Raw genomic sequence first — 17,001 nt, 5'->3', positions numbered from 1 at the left:
AGGTGACCTACCAGGTCCGGCGCGCCCCGGTGGTGAGTTGGTTACCGTTGTGGCGCCACCGCGGTTCCTTGTCGACGGTGCGCGCCGTGATACCCCTCAAGTTGCGAATCACGGTGCCGTACAGGCCCGACGCGGTGGTGGAAACCTTGCCGCCCGGCGGCTCGTCCATGAAGGGCATGAACTTGTCGGGGAAGCCCGGCATGGTGCAGCCGATGCAGATCCCGCCCACGTTCGGGCACCCGCCGACGCCGTTGATCCATCCCCGCTTGGGCACGTTGCATTTGACTACCGGGCCCCAACAGCCCAGCTTCACAATGCATTTCGGCGATCCGTATTCCGTGGCGAAGTCGCCCTGCTCGTAGTAGCCGGCCCGGTCGCAGCCCTCGTGGACGGTGTTGCCGAACAACCACGCAGGACGCAGCGCGTCGTCGAGCGGAATCATCGGCGCCTGACCGGTCGCCATGTAGAGCAGATAGGTCAGCGTCTCCGACAGGTTGTCGGGATGGATGGGGCAACCGGGCACGCACACGATCGGAATGCCGGCCTTGCTCTTCCACTCCCACCCCAGATAGTCGGGCACCCCCATGGCACCGGTCGGGTTCCCGGCCATGGCGTGGATGCCGCCGTAGGTGGCGCAGGTCCCGACAGCGACGACCGCGGTGGCCTTGGGCGCCAACCGGTCGAGCCACTCGCTGGTGGTCATCGGCTGGCCGGTGGCCGGATCGTTGCCGAACCCGCACCAGTAGCCCTCGTCCTTGATCTTCTCGTTGGGGATCGACCCCTCGACTACGAGCACGAAGGGTTCCAACTCGCCCCGGTCGGCTTTGAAGAACCAGGACAGAAAGTCGTCCGCCCCCCCGCTGGGTCCGCACTCGAAGTCGATCAGTGGCCAGTGCACGGCGACCTTCGGAAGCCCCGGCAAAGCCCCCAGGGCGATCTCCTCGACGGTGGGTTGGGTGGCGGCAGTCAGCGCCACCGAATCGCCATCACAACTGAGCCCGGCATTGATCCATAGAACGTGGATCAACGTTTCTTCCGCTTTGACTGCTGCTTCTGTTGGCATGCTGCAGCTTTCCGGGGCCGGGCTGGGGCCCCTGCGCCGCCGGAGTCGACCGTCGGCCCACTTGCGCAGCGCTAATTTCCGGGTCTACTCCTCACCGCCAGGCGTGTCAACGGTTCTGCGGCACAAAGTACTTAGACAACCGTTGCATTGCCGAGGGGGCGCCGGCGACGGCGATCGGCGGCCCGCGGACGGGACGGCGTCATGCAAAATCGTGGCAAGACGAGGCGTATTGCAAGACGAGGCGTTAGGCGGGCGGCTCCGCGGCGAAGCGTCGCAGCCACCCGAACCACGCGCCCATCCCGGCGCCGGTGCGCGCGCTGAGCGGCAGGATGGTCGCGTTCGCGTTGACCTTGCGCACGTGCTCGATGTACGTGTCGACGTCGACGTCGAGGTGGGGGACCAAGTCAATCTTGTTGAGCAGCACCACGTCCACCGACCGGAACATCACCGGATACTTCAGTGGCTTGTCCTCGCCCTCGGTCACGGAGTACACCATGGCCTTGGCGTGCTCGCCGACGTCGAACTCCGCCGGGCAGACCAGGTTGCCGACGTTCTCGATGATCACCAGGTCGAGCGCGGCCAGTTCGAGGCCGGGAAGCGCGCGGTTGACCATCGGCGCGTCGAGGTGGCATTCACCGCCAAAACCGTTGCTGGTGTTGAGCAGTGACACCTGGGCGCCGCGACCGCTGAGCTTGGCCGCGTCCAGATCGGTGGCGATGTCACCCTCGATCACCCCGATGGCCAGTTCCCCGGCGAGCTCGTCGAGCGTGGCCTGCAGGACGGTCGTCTTGCCCGATCCCGGCGAGCTCATCAGGTTGAGGGTGCGCACCCCATTGGCCTCGAATGCCGTCCGGTTGGCATCGGCGAGGAGGTCGTTCTCGGCGAAGATGGCCTCCAGCACGTCGACGCGTTGCCTGCCGGTCCGGTAGCCGCCGTGGTCGCCGTGCTGGTGATCCGGATCATCGTGGTCGTGGGTGTGCACGGTTCCGTCGTCGTGCCGGTGAAATCTGCCCATGGTCAAATCCGTTCGGAACGGTCGCTTTTCACGAGACGTCCAGGGACGTCACCAAGAACTCGTTGCCCTGCAACACCTCGACGTCGGAGCTGTCGCACCGCGGGCACCAGATGGACCAGGCCGACGTGATCTCCGATCGCCGGCCGCACGCGCGGCAGCGCACCTCGGCCCCCACGCACTCGAGTTCCAGCTCGGCCTCCGGCATGTTCTCGGCGTCGCGCACCAGCGTCCAGCAGAACGACAGCGACTCGGGCACCACCTGGCGGAGCGCCCCGATCCGCACGCGCACCACGTCGACGTGTCGACCGTCGGCGTGCGTCTTGGCCACACCGGCGATCGCTTCGCACAGCGACAGCTCATGCATGAGCACTGTTCTACACCCGAACGGCCCCGCAACGCAGCGGTGTCACGAGGGAGCCCACTTCTGTTCGAGGCGACCGCAGCGCCAGACCAGCACCGCCACCGCCCAGGTGACGACGAAGGCGCCCACCACGAAATAGCCGACGGTGTTGAGGTCCAGCCCGCCGATCCAGCTCCAGAACGCGCCCCGCCAGCCGAACTGCTCGGCGAACAGGGCGAGTAGTTCGACGCTGCCGATCACCAGCGCGACGAGGACCGACAGCGCGGTGATGGTGATGTTGTAGTAGATCTTGCGCACCGGGTTGGAAAAGGCCCAGCCGTACGCGAAGTTCATGAACGAGCCGTCGATGGTGTCCAGCAGGCACATGCCGGCGGTGAACAGCACCGGCAGGCACACGATCGCGTACCACGGCAACCCGGCGGCCGCGCTGCTGCCGGCCAGGACCAGCAGCGCGATCTCGGTGGCGGTGTCGAAGCCGAGCCCGAACAGCACCCCGACCGGATAGGAGTGCCACGACTTGGTGATCGATGTGGTGAAGCGGCCGAGGAATCGGTTCATCAGACCGCGGTCGTTGAGCTGCCGCTCGAGTTCGGCCCCGTCGGCGTCGGGGTCGTAGTCACCGCGACGCAGCCGGGCGAACACCCGCAGGATGCCGACCAGCACGACCACGTTGAGGAGGGCGATCACGTAGAGGAAGACCCCGGAGACGCCGGTGCCGATCAGCCCCGTGTAGTGGTGCAGCGCGGACGAGTCGTCGCGCACTCCTCCGACGATCGTCTTGACCCCGGACGCCAGCAGGACCGCCAGCCCGAAGACCACGGTGGAATGGCCCAGCGAGAAGAAGAATCCCACCGCCAGGGGTCGTTGCCCGTCGTTCATCAGCTTGCGCGTGGTGTTGTCGATGGCGGCGATGTGGTCGGCGTCGAACGCGTGCCGCAGGCCAAGGGCGTAGGCCGTCAGCCCGACGCCGACGCCAAATGCCTTGCCGCCGAGGCTGAATTGCGCGGGGGTCACCAGGGCCACCAAGGTGAACCAGCCGATCACGTGGAGCGCGACGATGACCGCCGCCATCGCCGCGAGCCGCCACCACTCCGCCGGCGTCAACGCGTTGCGAAGCTTGGCCGTCCATGACGGGCGCCCGTCGAGCTCGGTGCTGGCCACTGGATTCCTTCCAGCGTCGGGCGGGGGAACCGATGGCACGACTGTATGTGCCGCCCTCGGCCAGATGCAAGCGGGTCGCAGGAATCGCGACGGGGGTGCCGGCGAATTCGGCCGAAAACTGGCGCGGCCGGTGGGGCGGCGCGACACTGAACGGGTGACGCCCAAGCCAGCGGCACTCGACCCGTCGGTCACCGCCCGGATCGGCGATCTGCTGCGCGCGCGGGGGCTGCGGCGGATGTCGTCGCGGATCCAGGTGCTGGCCGTGCTCGAGCCGGTCGACGGGCACCTGCCGGTGGCGGAGATCCACAAGCGGGTGCGGGCCTGCCTGCCGCACGGCGCCCACGCCCCGACGTGGCGACCATCTATCGCACGGTGACCACCCTGGTCGAGCAGAAAGTGCTGCACGCCTTGACCGTCGACGGTGGTGTCACCACTTACGGGATGGCCACCGCGCCGCACCACCACGCCGTCTGCACCGAATGCGGCGCGATCATCGAGGTGCCCGCCCGCCAGCTCAGTTCGGCGCTCGAACACGCGATGGCGGGCAGTTCCTTTGCGCTGTCCGAGGCGGCGGGCCTGACGCTGCACGGCCTGTGCCCGCAGTGCCAGCGGCGCTGAGCTCGGTCTACCGGTTGCGACCCAGATCCAAGAGCGCGTTCTCGACCACTTCGGGCAGCGCCGGGTGGATCCAGTACTGGCCGCGGGCCATCTCCGGGGCGGTCAACCCGAAGCTCATCGCCTGAATCAGCGGCTGGATGATCGAGGATGCCTGCGGGCCCATGATGTGCGCGCCGAGCAAGCAGCCGGTGTTGCGCTCGGCGATGAGCTTCACTATCCCGGTGGTGTCCTCCATCGCCCAGCCGTAGGCGACGTCGCCGTAATCGTGGATCGCGACCGAAATGTCGAATCCTTTTGCCATGGCCTGTGTTTCGGTTAGCCCGACGGCCGCCAGCTGCGGATCGGTGAATACCGCCGACGGCACGTAGCGGTGATCGGTCCGCACCATCGATTCGGTGTCGTCCCAGTCGCAGAACAGGTTGTGCGCAACGACGCGGGCCTCATGGTTGGCGACGTGCTTGAGCTGGTAGGGCGAGCTGACGTCGCCGAGCGCGAAAACGCCACGGGCCGAGGTGCGTTGGTATTCGTCGACCACCACCCGGCCGTCCTCGACGTCGACACCGGCCTGTTCGGCGTCCAGCAGGTCGGCGTTGGACAACCGGCCGGTCGCGACCAGCAACAGGTCGGCGTGCAGCGTTGACCCGTCGTCGAGTCGCAGCGCGACGCCGGAGCCTTCGTTGCTGCCGCCCACGACGTTGCGGTGCATGCGCAGCTCCCATTTGGCGGCGGCGATGCGGGTGAAGCGTTTGCAGATGGTGTCGTCGGAATTCCGCAGCATGGTGGCGCCTCTGCACACCAGCGTGACGCGCACGCCCAGAGAGGAGAACACGTGAGCGAATTCTGCTGCCACGTAGCCGCTTCCGACGATGACGAGGTGCCCGGGCAGCTCGGGGATGCGCATGATTGTGTCGCTGGTGTGATAAGCGACGCCGCAGTCGAGGATCGCGGGCGGGATCACCGGCCGCGATCCCGCGGCGATCACCACCCGGTCGGCGGTGAATTCGTCACCGGCGTCGGTGCGCAACAGGTAGCGCCCGTCGGGCTGAACCGGCCCGAACCGGGTGTGCTGGCTGTACAGGTCGACGTTGGGTGATGAGCGGCGGTAGTCTTCGCCGCTCATCGAGATCGGATCGATGCGTCCGAAGATGCGCGAGACGATGTCGTCCCAGCGCACCCCGTCGATGTGCGCGTCGACCCCGTAGCGCGCCGCGTCGCGGATCGTCGTGGCGACTTCGGCGGCGTAGACGAACATCTTGGTCGGGATGCAGCCCACGTTGAGGCAGGTGCCGCCGAAGGTGCCGTGCTCGCACAGCGCCGTTCGCATCTCCTTGAATCTATCGTCGAAAATGCTGTTGCCCGAACCGGTCCCGATGATCGCGAGGTCGTATGTCTCCATCTCCTCACCCCCGCTTCGATGGCTGGGTGCGATCGGCGTTGAGGTAGTCGTCCAGCCAGCGGTCGAGCTGGCGATAGGCAGCCTCCCGCGGCCCCGGCAGCGAAAGGAAGACATCGTGTTTCGCGTCGCCGATCGGGACCATCGTGCTGCGATTCCCGATGCACCCGGCCCACCGGGCGATCTGGCTGACATCGAGAACCGCGTCGCCGCTTTGCATGGACGCCGCGTCGCTGGTTTCTCGCACGGTGTGATCCGAACGCAGGATCAGGTTGGGCACCCCGACGTCCAGCCCGCGGTGCAGCCGGACCTGGCCGCGGCGGATGGCGTGCAGCCAACCGAGCGTGATGGGAAAGCCGCCCACCGGTTTCCACTGCAGGTTGTAATCGAACTCGCCGTGATAGTCGCGGTGCAGGGTGGCGCCGTAGCCGCCGTCGGTGGGCGAGCGCACCACACTCTTGGACCGCACCCGGGACAGCCCCGCGATCAGCGCCGAGGTCACGGAGTGGCGCAGCACCGCCGGCCCGTGCAGGTCCAGGAAGGGGCTGTTGAGCACCAAGCCCCCGACGCCGGCGTGGGCCGCGGCGTCGCGCCGGCGAAGCCGGTCCAGCCACAGCGACACGATGAGCCCGCCGGCGGAATGGCCGTACACCAGGACCTTGGCGGGCCGCTCCTGTTCGCGGATGACCGCCAGCGCTTGCCCGAGTTCGGCGTCGTAGTCGTCGAGGTTGGTGATGAAGTGCGGCGTCTGGCCGTCGCGGCGCGACCGCCCGCATTTCTGTAGGTCCAGCGCGTAGAAGGCGAAGCCGCGGTCGGCGAAGTGATCGGCCAGCGCCGTGTGGAAGAAGTAGTCGGTGTAGCCGTGCACGGCGAGCACCGCATGGCCGGTCCCGTGGGGACCGGTGGGCTCGCCGCGCCGGATCAGCGTCGCGACGATCTCGCCCTCGCCGACCGGGTCGGGCCCGAGCGGGATGGTGCGCTGCCAATAACCGGGCAGGACATCGGGCACCCAGCCAGTCACGAGGCCAGCTTAGAGGTTTTGCTGGTCGCGGGGAGGCGCATGCCGGTCGTGCCCGGTTCGCCTCGGGATAGCCTGGGGACCGGCACAGTCGAGGAAAGGACCGGGAGCAGGTGTCGTCGCTAGCCCGAACCGCACGGACGGACGTCGTGCTGGTGGGCGCGGGCATCATGAGCGCCACCCTGGGCGCGTTGCTGCGGCGGCTGCAGCCCGACTGGTCGATGACGATCGTCGAACGGCTGGACGCGGTCGCCGCCGAAAGCAGCAGCCCCTGGAACAACGCCGGCACCGGGCACTCCGCGCTGTGCGAGCTCAACTACACCCCGAAAAACCCGGACGGCTCTATCGACATCACCAAAGCGGTGCGCATCAACGAGCAGTTCCAGGTGAGCCGGCAGTTCTGGGCCTACGCCGTCGAGAACGGGATCCTGACCGACACCAACTTCCTCAACCGGATCCCACACGTGAGTTTCGTGCGCGGGGCGCGGGGCGTCGACTTTCTGCGGCGCCGGCAGCGGGCCCTCGCGGCCAACCCGCTCTTCGCCGGCACCGAATTCGTCGACGACCCGCAAGAGTTCGCCCGCCGGCTGCCGTTCATGGCCGCCAAGCGCGACTTCACCGAACCGACCGCGCTCAACTGGGCGCCCCACGGCACCGACGTCGACTTCGGCGCGCTGGCCCGCCAGCTCGTCGGCTTCTGCGTGCAGGGCGGCGCGACCGCGCTGTTCGGCCACGAGGTCCGCGATCTGACCCGCCGGCCGGACGGCGGCTGGACCCTGCAGCTCCGCAATCGCCGCACCGGCGAAAAGCACCGGCTGGAAGCCAAATTCGTCTTCGTCGGGGCCGGCGGCGACGCGCTGCCGCTGTTGCAGAAGTCGGGCATCAAGGAGGTCAGGGGCTTCGCCGGATTCCCCATCGGCGGGCGGTTCCTGCGAACCGACAACCCGGCGCGCATCGCCGCGCACCGGGCCAAGGTGTACGGGATGCCGGCGGCGGGCGCCCCGCCGCTCGGCGCGCTGCACCTCGACCTCCGGTTCGTCAACGGCAAGTCGTGGCTGGTGTTCGGGCCCTTCGCCGGTTGGTCACCGAAGTTCTTGAAACACGGCCGCCTTTCGGACCTGGCCCGCTCGGTGAAACCGGACAACGCGGTGTCCATGCTCGGTGTCGGCCTCACCCAGCTGACACTGGTGAGGTACCTGATCGGCCAGCTGCGGCTGTCCGAACCGGATCGGATCGACGCGCTGCGCGAATTCGCGCCCAGCGCAACCGATTCGGATTGGGAGTTGACCGTGGCCGGTCAACGCGTGCAGGTGATTCGGCGGGACCGCCGCAAGGGGGGCGTGCTGGACTTCAGCAACACCGTGCTGGCGGATGCCGATGGCACCATCGCCGGGCTGCTGGGGGGCTCCCCGGGGGCGTCGACGGCGGTGGCGGCCATGCTCGAGGTGCTTGCGCGCTGCTTCGCCGGCCGCTACCCGTCCTGGCTGCCCGCGCTCAAGGAGATGGTGCCGTCGCTGGGGGTCGCGCTGTCCCGCGAACCGGCGCTGTACGACGAGGTGTGGTCCTGGGGCACCGAGGTGTTGCGGTTGAAGTCCGATTCGGGGGTTCGGTCATGAGTGAGGCGTTGCGTCGGTCTTGGGCCAAAGACCTTGGCGCCCGGACCCTTTACGAGCTGCTCAAGCTACGGGTTGAGGTGTTCGTGGTGGAGCAGGCCTGCCCGTACCCGGAGCTGGACGGGCGTGACCTGCTCGCCGAGACGCGGCACTTCTGGCTGGAGACGCCCGACGGCGAGGTGATCTGCACGCTGCGGTTGATGGAGGAGCACGCCGGCGGCCAGAAGGCGTTCCGGATCGGCCGGTTGTGCACCAAGCGCAGCGCGCGCGGGCAGGGACACACCACGCGGCTGCTGCGCGCCGCCCTGGCCGAGGTGGGCGACTACCCGTGCCGGATCGACGCGCAAACCTACCTGGCCGACATGTACGCCCAGCACGGGTTCGTCCGCGCCGGGGAGGATTTCGTCGACGACGGGATTCCGCACGTGCCGATGCTCAAGCCTTCACGCCCCGGCTCCGGCCTGACGGAGCTGCCGTGAAGCCCTACCCGTTCAGCGCGATCGTCGGGCACGACCAGCTGCGCCTGGCGCTGCTGTTGTGCGCGGTGCGCCCGGAGATCGGCGGCGCGCTCATCCGCGGCGAGAAGGGCACGGCCAAGTCGACGGCGGTGCGCGGCCTGGCGGCGCTGCTCTCGGCGGCCACCGGCGGCGAGGGCGCCGGCCTGGTCGAAATGCCGCTCGGCGCAACCGAAGACCGGGTGATCGGTTCGCTGGACCTGCAGCGGGTGCTGCGCGACGGCGAGCACGCGTTCTCGCCGGGGCTGCTGGCCCGCGCGCACGGCGGCGTGCTCTACGTCGACGAGGTCAACCTGCTGCACGACCATCTGGTGGACGTGCTGCTCGACGCCGCGGCCATGGGCCGGGTGCACATCGAACGCGACGGCATCTCCCATTCGCATGAGGCGCGCTTCGTGCTGATCGGCACCATGAATCCGGAGGAGGGCGAGCTGCGTCCGCAGCTGCTGGACCGGTTCGGTCTGACCGTCGACGTGCACGCGTCGCGCGATGTCGACGTGCGGGTGGAGGTGATCCGGCAGCGGATGGCCTACGAGGCCGACCCGGACGGGTTCGCCGAGCGGTACGCCGACGCCGAGGCGGCGTTGGCCCGGCGCATCGCCGACGCGCGGGCCCTGGTCGCCGACGTGGCGTTGCCCGACAACGAGTTACGGCGCATCGCCGCGGTCTGCGCGGCGTTCGACGTGGACGGGATGCGGGCCGATCTGGTGGTGGCCCGCACCGCCGCCGCGCATGCCGCCTGGCGCGGGGTGAAGTCCGTCGAAGAGCAGGACGTCCGGGTGGCCGCCGAGCTGGCGTTGCCGCATCGGCGCCGCCGCGACCCGTTCGACGACCCGGGCATCGACCGCGATCAGCTCGACGAGGCGCTGGCGCAAGCCGGCGACGACGATCCGGATCCCGAGCCCGACCCGCCGGGCGGGGGAGGGGCCGCCGAGGACATTGCGCCGCAAGGTGATTCGCGACCGGCGTCCAAGCCGCAGCCGCCGCGCCCCAGCGCGCCGCCGTCGCGGACCTTCCGCGCCCGGGCCCTGACGGTGCCCGGGGTCGGCGCGGGTGCGCCCGGGCGGCGGTCGCGGGCCCGCAACGCGACCGGCCGCGTGATCGCGGCCGCCGACGGCGACGACACGGGTTCCGGCGCGCACGGGCTGCACCTGTTCGCCACCGTGCTCTCGGCGGCCGAGCGCGCCGGCGCCGGGCCGCTGCGGCCGGGGCCGGACGACGTGCGCCGCGCGATCCGTGAGGGTCGCGAGGGCAACCTGGTCATCTTCGTCGTGGACGCGTCGGGGTCGATGGCGGCGCGCGACCGCATGGCCGCGGTGAGCGGCGCGACGTTGTCACTGCTGCGCGACGCGTACCAGCGCCGCGACAAGGTCGCCGTTATCACGTTCCGCCAGCAGGAGGCGCGGTTGCTGCTGCCGCCGACGTCGTCGGCGCACATCGCCGGGCGGCGACTGGCCCGATTCGACACCGGCGGCAAGACCCCACTGGCCGAAGGGCTGTTGGCCGCGCGTGAGCTGATCGTCCGCGAGAAGGCCCGCGACCGGGCAAGGCGCGCCCTGGTGGTGGTGCTGACCGACGGCCGGGCCACCGCGGGGCCGGACCCGTTGCGCCGCAGCAACATCGCGGCGGCGCGGCTGGTGTCCGAAGGCACCGCCGCGGTGGTCGTGGACTGCGAGACGTCCTATGTGCGGCTGGGTTTGGCCGAGCAGCTGGCCCGCCGGCTGGGCGCGCCGGCGGTGCGGCTCGAGCAGCTGCACGCGGACTCCCTGACGCGCGCGGTGCGCGGCGCGGCCTGAGGAAGGTATTCGCCGATGCCACAAGGCCGCCCCCTTCAGGTGCCCGACGACGGGTTGAGCACCAAGGCCCGGCGCAACACCCCGGTGCTGGCGGTGCACACCGGCCCCGGCAAGGGGAAATCGACGGCCGCCTTCGGAATGGCGTTGCGGGCGTGGAACGTCGGGCTTTCCGTCGCCGTCTTCCAGTTCGTCAAGAGCGCCAAGTGGAAGGTGGGTGAGGAGTCGGCCTTCGCGCAACTCGGCCGCGTGCACGACGAGCACCGGATCGGTGGGCCCGTCGAATGGCACAAGATGGGCGCGGGGTGGTCCTGGTCGCGCAAGGCGGGCAGCGAACTCGACCACGCGGCGGCGGCCGCCGACGGGTGGGCCGAGATCTCGCGCCGGCTGGCCGAGCAGCGCCACGACTTCTACGTGCTCGACGAGTTCACCTACCCGCTGAAGTGGGGATGGGTGGACGTCGACGAGGTGGTGGACGTGCTGCTGGCGCGGCCCGGCCACCAGCACGTGGTCATCACCGGGCGCGATGCCCCGCAGCGGTTGATCGAGGCGGCTGACTTGGTGACCGAGATGACGAAGATCAAGCACCCGATGGACGCGGGCCGCAAGGGGCAGAAGGGCATCGAGTGGTGAGCGTCCCCGCGGTGGTCGTCGCCGCGCCGGCATCTGGCAGCGGAAAGACCACCGTCGCAACGGGTTTGATCGGTGCCCTGCGGCGCGCCGGTCATGCCGTAGCGCCGTTCAAGGTCGGCCCGGATTTCATCGACCCCGGTTATCACGGCCTGGCCGCCGGGCGTCCCGGCCGCAACCTGGACCCGGTGCTGGTCGGCGAGAGCCTCGTCGGCCCGCTGTACGCGCACGGCGCCGACGGTGCGGACATCGCGGTGATCGAAGGCGTGATGGGCCTCTTCGACGGGCGGATCGGTCCCGCCGTCGCCGGCCCGGCGGACGGGTCCACCGCACACGTGGCCGGCCTGTTGGGCGCGCCGGTCATCCTGGTGGTCGACGCGCGCGGTCAGAGCCACAGCATCGCCGCACTGCTGCACGGCTTTTCGACGTTCGATGCCGGGACGCGGGTCCGCGGCGTGATCCTCAACCGCGTCGGCTCGGCCCGGCACGAGCAGGTGCTGCGGCAGGCCTGCGAGCAGGCGGGCGTCCCGGTGCTGGGCGCCATTCCGCGCACCGCCGAATTGGAGCTCCCGACAAGGTATTTGGGCCTGGTGACCGCGGTGGAGTACGGGCGGCGGGCGCGGCTCGCGGTCGAGGCGATGACCGACCTGGTGGCGCGCCACGTCGACCTGGCTGCCGTGGCGGCGGTGGCCGCGAGCCGCGCCGGCCCGGCGTGGGACCCGGCGACGGCGGCGGGCGGGGCTCCCGGCGCGCGGGCCACCGTGGCGATGGCGGCGGGAAAGGCGTTCAGCTTCGGCTACGCCGAGCATGCCGAGTTGCTCGAGGCCGCGGGCGCCGAGGTGGTCGAATTCGACCCGTTGGCCGACCCGTTGCCGGACGGCACGGACGCGGTGCTGCTGCCCGGTGGCTTCCCGGAACAGTTCACCGCGGAGCTCTCGGCCAACGACCTTGTGCGCCGGCAGATCAACGAGCTGGCCGCCGCCGGCGCGCCCATTCACGCCGAATGCGCCGGCCTCATCTACCTGGCCACCGAACTCGACGGCTACCCGATGTGCGGCGTGCTGGCCGGGTCGGCGCGGTTCACGCTGCACCTGACGCTGGCCTATCGCGACGCCGTGGCCGTCGCCGATTCGCCATTGTATCGCGCCGGGCAGCGCGCGGTGGGGCACGAATTCCACCGCACCGCAGTCACTTTCACCGACAGCCACCAGCCCGCGTGGGTGTACCGGGGTGCCGGGGTGGACGCCGTGCGCGACGGCGTGGTGCACGCCGGCGTGCACGCGTCGTATCTGCACACCCACCCGGCGGCCGCGCCGGAAGCGGTCGCGCGGTTCGTCGCGCACGCCGCCGCCCGCCGCGCTCGCGATCGCCACTGACCCGATGGTGGCGACCCGCAGCGCCCGGCGTCCCGCCGCGCTCGCGATCGCCACTAGGCTTGCCCGGTGACCGAGAACGCCTACCTCGCCGGACTGCGGCTGGCCGGCAAGAAGGTCGTCGTGGTCGGCGGCGGCTCGGTCGCCCAACGCCGGCTACCCCTGCTGATCGCCAGCGGCGCGGACGTCCACGTCATCTCCCGCAGCGCCACCAGGTCGGTCGAGGCGATGACCGGAATCACGTTGTCCCTGCGCGAATACCGCGACGGTGACCTCGACGGGGCCTGGTACGCGATCGCCGCCACCAACGACCCGGAAGTGAACGCGGCCGTCGTCGCCGAGGCCGAACGCCGCCACCTGTTCTGCGTCCGCGCCGACATCGCCGTGGAGGGGACCGCGGTGACCCCGGCGTCCTTCCGTTATGAGGGGTTATCGGTGGGGGTGTTGGCCGGCGGCGAGCACCGCCGCTCCGCGGCAATCCGCTCGGCCATCCGGGAGGCGTTGCAGACCGGGGTCATCACCGTGGACAGCGCGGTGAGCTCCGACGTCGTGCGCGGCGGGGTGGCGCTCGTCGGCGGCGGCCCCGGCGACCCCGAACTGATCACCGTGCGCGGGCGGCGCCTGCTGGCCCACGCCGACGTCGTGGTCGCCGACCGGCTCGCGCCGCCGGAGCTGCTGGCCGAGCTGCCGCCGCACGTGGAGGTGATCGACGCGGCCAAGATCCCCTACGGGCGGGCGATGGCCCAGGACGCGATCAACGACGTCATGATCGAGCGGGCCCGATCCGGAAAGTTCGTCGTCCGGCTCAAGGGCGGGGACCCGTTCGTCTTCGCCCGCGGCTACGAGGAAGTGCAGGCGTGCGTGGACGCCGGGATCCCGGTGATCGTGGTCCCGGGTGTGACAAGTGCCATAGGAGTGCCCGCCCTGGCGGGTGTTCCGGTGACGCATCGGGCGATAAATCACGAATTCGTCGTGGTCAGCGGTCATCTGGCGCCCGATCACCCCGAATCGTTAGTGAATTGGAATGCGCTGGCCGCATTGTCGGGCACCATCGTTTTGCTGATGGCCGTCGAACGCATCGAGCTTTTCGCCGACGCGCTGATAAAAGGCGGTCGACCTGCGGATACGCCGGTGTTGGTGGTCCAGCACGGCACGACGGCCGAACAGCGGACTTTGCGGGCCACCCTCGCCGACACGCCCGAAAAGATCCGCGCCGAGGGCATCCGACCTCCCGCGATCATCGTGATCGGTCCGGTGGCGGCCTTCGGGCTTTAAACGGATCTTAAGATTACTGTAAGGTAACCCTTTATGACGGCCCTCAACGACAGTGAGCGCGCGGTGCGGAAATTCGCGTCCGCGCGCCCCGATCGTCCGGCCCCGGTGCGCGCCGAGCGCCCGGCGGAGACCGCCTCCACGCGCCTCAGCAAGTACTACCCGGCCTGGCTGCCTTCGCGTCGCTTCATCGCGGCCGTGATCGCCATCGGCGGTATGCAGTTGCTGGCGACCATGGACAGCACCGTCGCCATCGTGGCGCTGCCGAGGATCCAGAACGAGCTGAGCCTCTCGGACGCCGGCCGCAGCTGGGTGATCACCGCGTATGTGCTCACCTTCGGCGGCCTGATGCTGTTGGGCGGCCGGCTGGGCGACACCATCGGACGCAAGCGCACCTTCATCGTCGGCGTCGCGCTGTTCACCATTTCCTCGGTGCTGTGCGCGGTCGCCTGGGACGAGGCCACGATGGTCATCGCGCGGCTCTCCCAGGGCGTCGGGTCGGCCATCGCCTCGCCGACGGGCTTGGCGCTGGTGGCGACCACGTTCCCCAAGGGCCCGGCGCGTAACTTCGCGACGGCGGTGTTCGCCGCGATGACGGCCATCGGTTCGGTGATGGGCCTGGTGGTCGGCGGAGCGCTGACCGAGGTGTCCTGGCGGCTGGCCTTCCTGGTGAACGTGCCGATCGGGCTGGTGATGATCTACCTGGCCCGCACCGCGCTGCGCGAGACCAACCGCGAGCGGATGAAGCTCGACGCCACCGGCGCCATGCTCGCCACCCTGGCGTGCACCGCCGCCGTCTACGCCTTCTCGATGGGGCCGGAGAAGGGCTGGGTGTCGATCACCACCATCGCCTCGGGTGTCGTCGCGCTGGCCGCCGCGCTGGCCTTCGTCATCGTGGAGCGCACGGCCGAAAACCCGGTCGTCCCATTCAGTCTCTTCCGCGACCGCAACCGGCTGGTCACCTTCGCCGCGATCTTCCTGGCCGGCGGGCTGATGTTCAGCCTGACCGTCTGCATCGGCCTGTACGTGCAGGACATCCTGGGCTACAGCGCGCTGCGCGCGGGCGTCGGCTTCATTCCGTTCGTCATCGCGATGGGGATCGGCCTGGGCGTCTCCTCCCAGCTGGTGTCGCGGTTCTCGCCGCGGGTGCTGACCATCGGCGGTGGCGTCCTGCTGTTCTGGGCGATGCTCTACGGCTGGGCCTTCATGCACCGCGGCGTGCCCTATTTCCCCAACCTGGTGTTGCCGATCATCGTCGGCGGTATCGGCATCGGCATCTGCGTCGTTCCGCTGACGCTGTCGGCCATCGCGGGGGTGGGTTTCGATCAGATCGGCCCGGTGTCGGCGATCGCGTTGATGCTGCAGAGCCTCGGCGGACCGCTGGTGCTGGCCGTCATCCAGGCCGTGATCACGTCGCGCACGCTGTACCTGGGCGGCACGACCGGCCCGGTGAAGATCATGAACGACCTCCAGTTGCACGCGCTCGATCAGGGCTATACCTACGGCCTGTTGTGGGTGGCCGGCGTGGCCGTCATCGTCGGCGGTGCGGCCCTGTTGATCGGCTACACGCCGGAGCAGGTGGCCCACGCGCAAGAGGTCAAGGAAGCGATCGACGCCGGCGAGCTGTAGGTCTCGCGGGCCGCCGATTGGCAGCCCGCTCAATTGGTCGCGGGTTCGAGCCCCGCCCACCCCGGCTTTTGTCTTCAAAGCTTTGGAGCGGCTGGTTACGCATGTCCACCGGAATTTTTGCGCGCGTGAAGCTCAGCTGGTCGGATGCCGTGGATCTTCGTCACTTGCCGACTGACGCTACGGCCCGCCTGGCCGCCTCGACGAGATGGGAGGCGGCTCTGTTCATCTTCTTGCACTCGGCGGGGGATAGCGGTTGATGGGTGTATGCCGCCTTGTTTTTCAAGCCGAGCAGCGTATTGAGGTGTTTTTCGGTTCCCTTGCTCGCCCGCTCCAGCAATGTGACCGCGTCACTGTGGGTGCCGCTGTTCGAGTGCATGCCAAGGCGGATGCAGCAGATGACATCGGAGGCCGCGATGCCGGCGTCGATGAAAAGATCGCCCGCAGCGTTGGGCATTTCGTCTTCCAGATGCTCGGCACCTTCCAAGAACTCGACCGCCTTAGACATGCGTCCCGCGATGACAGCGGCGTTGCAGTTCCGTGTCCCGGCCATCAGGACCTCCTCGGGATCTGCCTATTTAGCCATGACCGTGTCCCGGCGACAGTCAAGCCCTGCTTGGCGACCTCATTCAGCAGCGGTTCACCGGCGGCAGCCGCGGTCCGAAGATCGTTCTCGGTGTATTCGACAATGCGGCCATCGTTGCCAGTCCAGGCGGTGATCGACCGTGCAAGTTCGGCCACCTGCTGTTCCCATGCTTCCGATTCACCTTCATCGTCAGCGTGTTCGGCTGATGCAGCCCGCACCAGGAACAGATCGATGTCACTGTCGAGTGTCATGAGGCCCGTTGCGGCCGATCCGAACACCGCGGCATACTTGGGCGCCTCTGCCCACCCTTCCAGTTGCATTTCGAGCCGCTCCAGAAATGTCGCAGTCAGGCGTGATAGCGCCTGGATCGGCTCTGCTGCAAGATGTTCGGTGTTAAGGCGGTAGGTGTGAGTTCTGCTCACTTGATCGTGCAACACCACACCCTGGACCGTCAGGCGGGCCAAGACTTTGCGGATGCCTTCGACGGACGCGTTAGTGAGAACGCGTTGTATCTGGCTAATCGTGAACGTCATCTCGCCGAGTGCCAGTACGGCAAGAACGTCCCCATCTAACGTCGGCGTCACCGTTGCAAACGGCCGGTTAAGCTGCAACGCAACCACCTCCCATCTCCAACTAAAGTTTGAGTATACCTACTATAGTGTGAGTATTGCTACTATAGTTGGAATCCGCGGTCGACCTGCTGCACAACGAGTGCGGCCACTTGCTGCAGTGAGGCGCTGCCTGGCTGATCGGCGGCCAGGGCTGTCTTCGTCGCTGCGTCCGTGTAAGCCGCGACGGCGGCTGGAACGTCAACCTCGGCGTCGCCAAGTTTGGGACGGTGAGCAAGGCCCAGAGTCCAATGTTCTTGCGCCGGATTCGAGAGGTCTGGCTATATCAAAATCCACGCGACCACAATCCCTCGGCTCGTGTCGCTTTGCCTCCACCGAGGGCCTGGATGGCGGTG

General features: G+C 68.8%; 17 protein-coding genes. 9 read left to right on the top strand and 8 right to left on the bottom strand.

Translation table 11 applies throughout. The features are described 5' to 3' along the window. Positions 1-7: 7 nt before the first annotated feature. The 4 genes from WU80_RS06180 to WU80_RS06165 form a co-directional block, all read right to left on the bottom strand. Positions 8-1,063 (bottom strand): hydrogenase expression protein HypE, encoded by a 1,056-nt coding sequence (locus tag WU80_RS06180; RefSeq protein ID WP_055400416.1) that lies wholly within the window; start codon positions 1,061-1,063, stop codon positions 8-10. A 244-nt stretch (positions 1,064-1,307) separates the two neighbouring features. Beyond that, on the bottom strand, positions 1,308-2,078 hold the full coding sequence (gene hypB, locus WU80_RS06175) for a hydrogenase nickel incorporation protein HypB (protein ID WP_055400414.1): 771 nt from the start codon (positions 2,076-2,078) through the stop codon (positions 1,308-1,310). Between the two features lie 28 nt (positions 2,079-2,106). Beyond that, the gene (locus tag WU80_RS06170) at positions 2,107-2,442 is read right to left on the bottom strand and encodes a hydrogenase maturation nickel metallochaperone HypA (protein WP_055400412.1); all 336 of its coding nucleotides are present in this window, start codon (positions 2,440-2,442) and stop codon (positions 2,107-2,109) included. 42 nt (positions 2,443-2,484) lie between these two features. Beyond that, the gene (locus WU80_RS06165; RefSeq protein ID WP_055400410.1) at positions 2,485-3,600 is read right to left on the bottom strand and encodes a HoxN/HupN/NixA family nickel/cobalt transporter; all 1,116 of its coding nucleotides are present in this window, start codon (positions 3,598-3,600) and stop codon (positions 2,485-2,487) included. A 154-nt stretch (positions 3,601-3,754) separates the two neighbouring features. On the opposite strand from WU80_RS06165, the gene WU80_RS26320 reads away from it, so the two are divergent. Next, complete coding sequence (locus WU80_RS26320; RefSeq protein WP_231633758.1) at positions 3,755-3,976, top strand: hypothetical protein; 222 nt, start codon at positions 3,755-3,757, stop codon at positions 3,974-3,976. Further along, positions 3,973-4,218 (top strand): Fur family transcriptional regulator, encoded by a 246-nt coding sequence (locus WU80_RS26315; RefSeq protein WP_231633757.1) that lies wholly within the window; start codon positions 3,973-3,975, stop codon positions 4,216-4,218. Before WU80_RS26320 ends, WU80_RS26315 begins: the two co-directional genes overlap by 4 nt. A gap of 7 nt (positions 4,219-4,225) precedes the next feature. Here WU80_RS26315 and mtr read toward each other — a convergent pair whose 3' ends face one another. Together mtr and WU80_RS06150 are read right to left on the bottom strand one after the other, a co-directional pair. After that, positions 4,226-5,614 (bottom strand): mycothione reductase, encoded by a 1,389-nt coding sequence (gene mtr / locus WU80_RS06155; RefSeq protein WP_055400408.1) that lies wholly within the window; start codon positions 5,612-5,614, stop codon positions 4,226-4,228. Between the two features lie 4 nt (positions 5,615-5,618). Beyond that, positions 5,619-6,632, bottom strand: a complete 1,014-nt coding sequence (locus WU80_RS06150) for an alpha/beta hydrolase (RefSeq protein ID WP_055400406.1) — start codon at positions 6,630-6,632, stop codon at positions 5,619-5,621. Between the two features lie 110 nt (positions 6,633-6,742). Between WU80_RS06150 and mqo the strand changes: the two genes are divergently transcribed. The 7 genes from mqo (at position 6,743) to WU80_RS06115 (ending at position 15,454) form a co-directional block, all read left to right on the top strand. Continuing rightward, positions 6,743-8,245: a malate dehydrogenase (quinone) gene (gene mqo, locus WU80_RS06145; RefSeq protein WP_082459737.1), complete on the top strand. Its 1,503-nt coding sequence runs from the start codon at positions 6,743-6,745 to the stop codon at positions 8,243-8,245. Then, positions 8,242-8,721: a GNAT family N-acetyltransferase gene (locus tag WU80_RS06140; RefSeq protein ID WP_055400404.1), complete on the top strand. Its 480-nt coding sequence runs from the start codon at positions 8,242-8,244 to the stop codon at positions 8,719-8,721. The genes mqo and WU80_RS06140 overlap by 4 nt, the downstream gene beginning before the upstream one ends. Beyond that, the gene (locus WU80_RS06135; protein ID WP_055400402.1) at positions 8,718-10,553 is read left to right on the top strand and encodes a magnesium chelatase subunit D family protein; all 1,836 of its coding nucleotides are present in this window, start codon (positions 8,718-8,720) and stop codon (positions 10,551-10,553) included. The genes WU80_RS06140 and WU80_RS06135 overlap by 4 nt, the downstream gene beginning before the upstream one ends. A gap of 15 nt (positions 10,554-10,568) precedes the next feature. After that, on the top strand, positions 10,569-11,183 hold the full coding sequence (gene cobO / locus WU80_RS06130; protein ID WP_055400400.1) for a cob(I)yrinic acid a,c-diamide adenosyltransferase: 615 nt from the start codon (positions 10,569-10,571) through the stop codon (positions 11,181-11,183). Further along, entirely contained in the window at positions 11,180-12,556 is a 1,377-nt protein-coding gene (locus WU80_RS06125) for a cobyrinate a,c-diamide synthase (RefSeq protein ID WP_055400398.1), read from the top strand. The genes cobO and WU80_RS06125 overlap by 4 nt, the downstream gene beginning before the upstream one ends. A 66-nt stretch (positions 12,557-12,622) precedes the next feature. Next, positions 12,623-13,828, top strand: coding sequence for a uroporphyrinogen-III C-methyltransferase (gene cobA, locus WU80_RS06120; protein ID WP_055400396.1), 1,206 nt, complete (start codon positions 12,623-12,625; stop codon positions 13,826-13,828). 33 nt (positions 13,829-13,861) lie between these two features. Then, positions 13,862-15,454 (top strand): MFS transporter, encoded by a 1,593-nt coding sequence (locus WU80_RS06115; protein ID WP_055400394.1) that lies wholly within the window; start codon positions 13,862-13,864, stop codon positions 15,452-15,454. A 160-nt stretch (positions 15,455-15,614) separates the two neighbouring features. On the opposite strand, the gene WU80_RS06110 is transcribed toward WU80_RS06115, so the two are convergent. After that, positions 15,615-16,004 (bottom strand): hypothetical protein, encoded by a 390-nt coding sequence (locus WU80_RS06110; RefSeq protein ID WP_055400392.1) that lies wholly within the window; start codon positions 16,002-16,004, stop codon positions 15,615-15,617. Beyond that, positions 16,004-16,648, bottom strand: coding sequence for a nucleotidyltransferase domain-containing protein (locus WU80_RS06105; RefSeq protein ID WP_055400463.1), 645 nt, complete (start codon positions 16,646-16,648; stop codon positions 16,004-16,006). Before WU80_RS06105 ends, WU80_RS06110 begins: the two co-directional genes overlap by 1 nt. Between the last annotated feature and the right edge of the window lie 353 nt (positions 16,649-17,001).

The sequence above is a fragment of the Mycobacterium sp. UM_11 genome (assembly GCF_001414075.1).
Lineage (GTDB): Bacteria > Actinomycetota > Actinomycetes > Mycobacteriales > Mycobacteriaceae > Mycobacterium.
Note: the sequence above shows the minus strand (reverse complement) of the source record. Positions and strands in the feature narration are given on the sequence as shown.

What these genes read in the sequence shown, in the direction of transcription:
- WU80_RS06180 (WP_055400416.1), bottom strand. Translation starts at nt 1,063, where the DNA reads ATGCCAACAGAAGCAGCAGTCAAAGCGGAAGAAACGTTGATCCACGTT.
- hypB (WP_055400414.1), bottom strand. Translation starts at nt 2,078, where the DNA reads ATGGGCAGATTTCACCGGCACGACGACGGAACCGTGCACACCCACGAC.
- WU80_RS06170 (WP_055400412.1), bottom strand. Translation starts at nt 2,442, where the DNA reads ATGCATGAGCTGTCGCTGTGCGAAGCGATCGCCGGTGTGGCCAAGACG.
- mtr (WP_055400408.1), bottom strand. Translation starts at nt 5,614, where the DNA reads ATGGAGACATACGACCTCGCGATCATCGGGACCGGTTCGGGCAACAGC.
- WU80_RS06140 (WP_055400404.1), top strand. Translation starts at nt 8,242, where the DNA reads ATGAGTGAGGCGTTGCGTCGGTCTTGGGCCAAAGACCTTGGCGCCCGG.
- cobO (WP_055400400.1), top strand. Translation starts at nt 10,569, where the DNA reads ATGCCACAAGGCCGCCCCCTTCAGGTGCCCGACGACGGGTTGAGCACC.
- WU80_RS06115 (WP_055400394.1), top strand. Translation starts at nt 13,862, where the DNA reads ATGACGGCCCTCAACGACAGTGAGCGCGCGGTGCGGAAATTCGCGTCC.
- WU80_RS06110 (WP_055400392.1), bottom strand. Translation starts at nt 16,004, where the DNA reads ATGGCCGGGACACGGAACTGCAACGCCGCTGTCATCGCGGGACGCATG.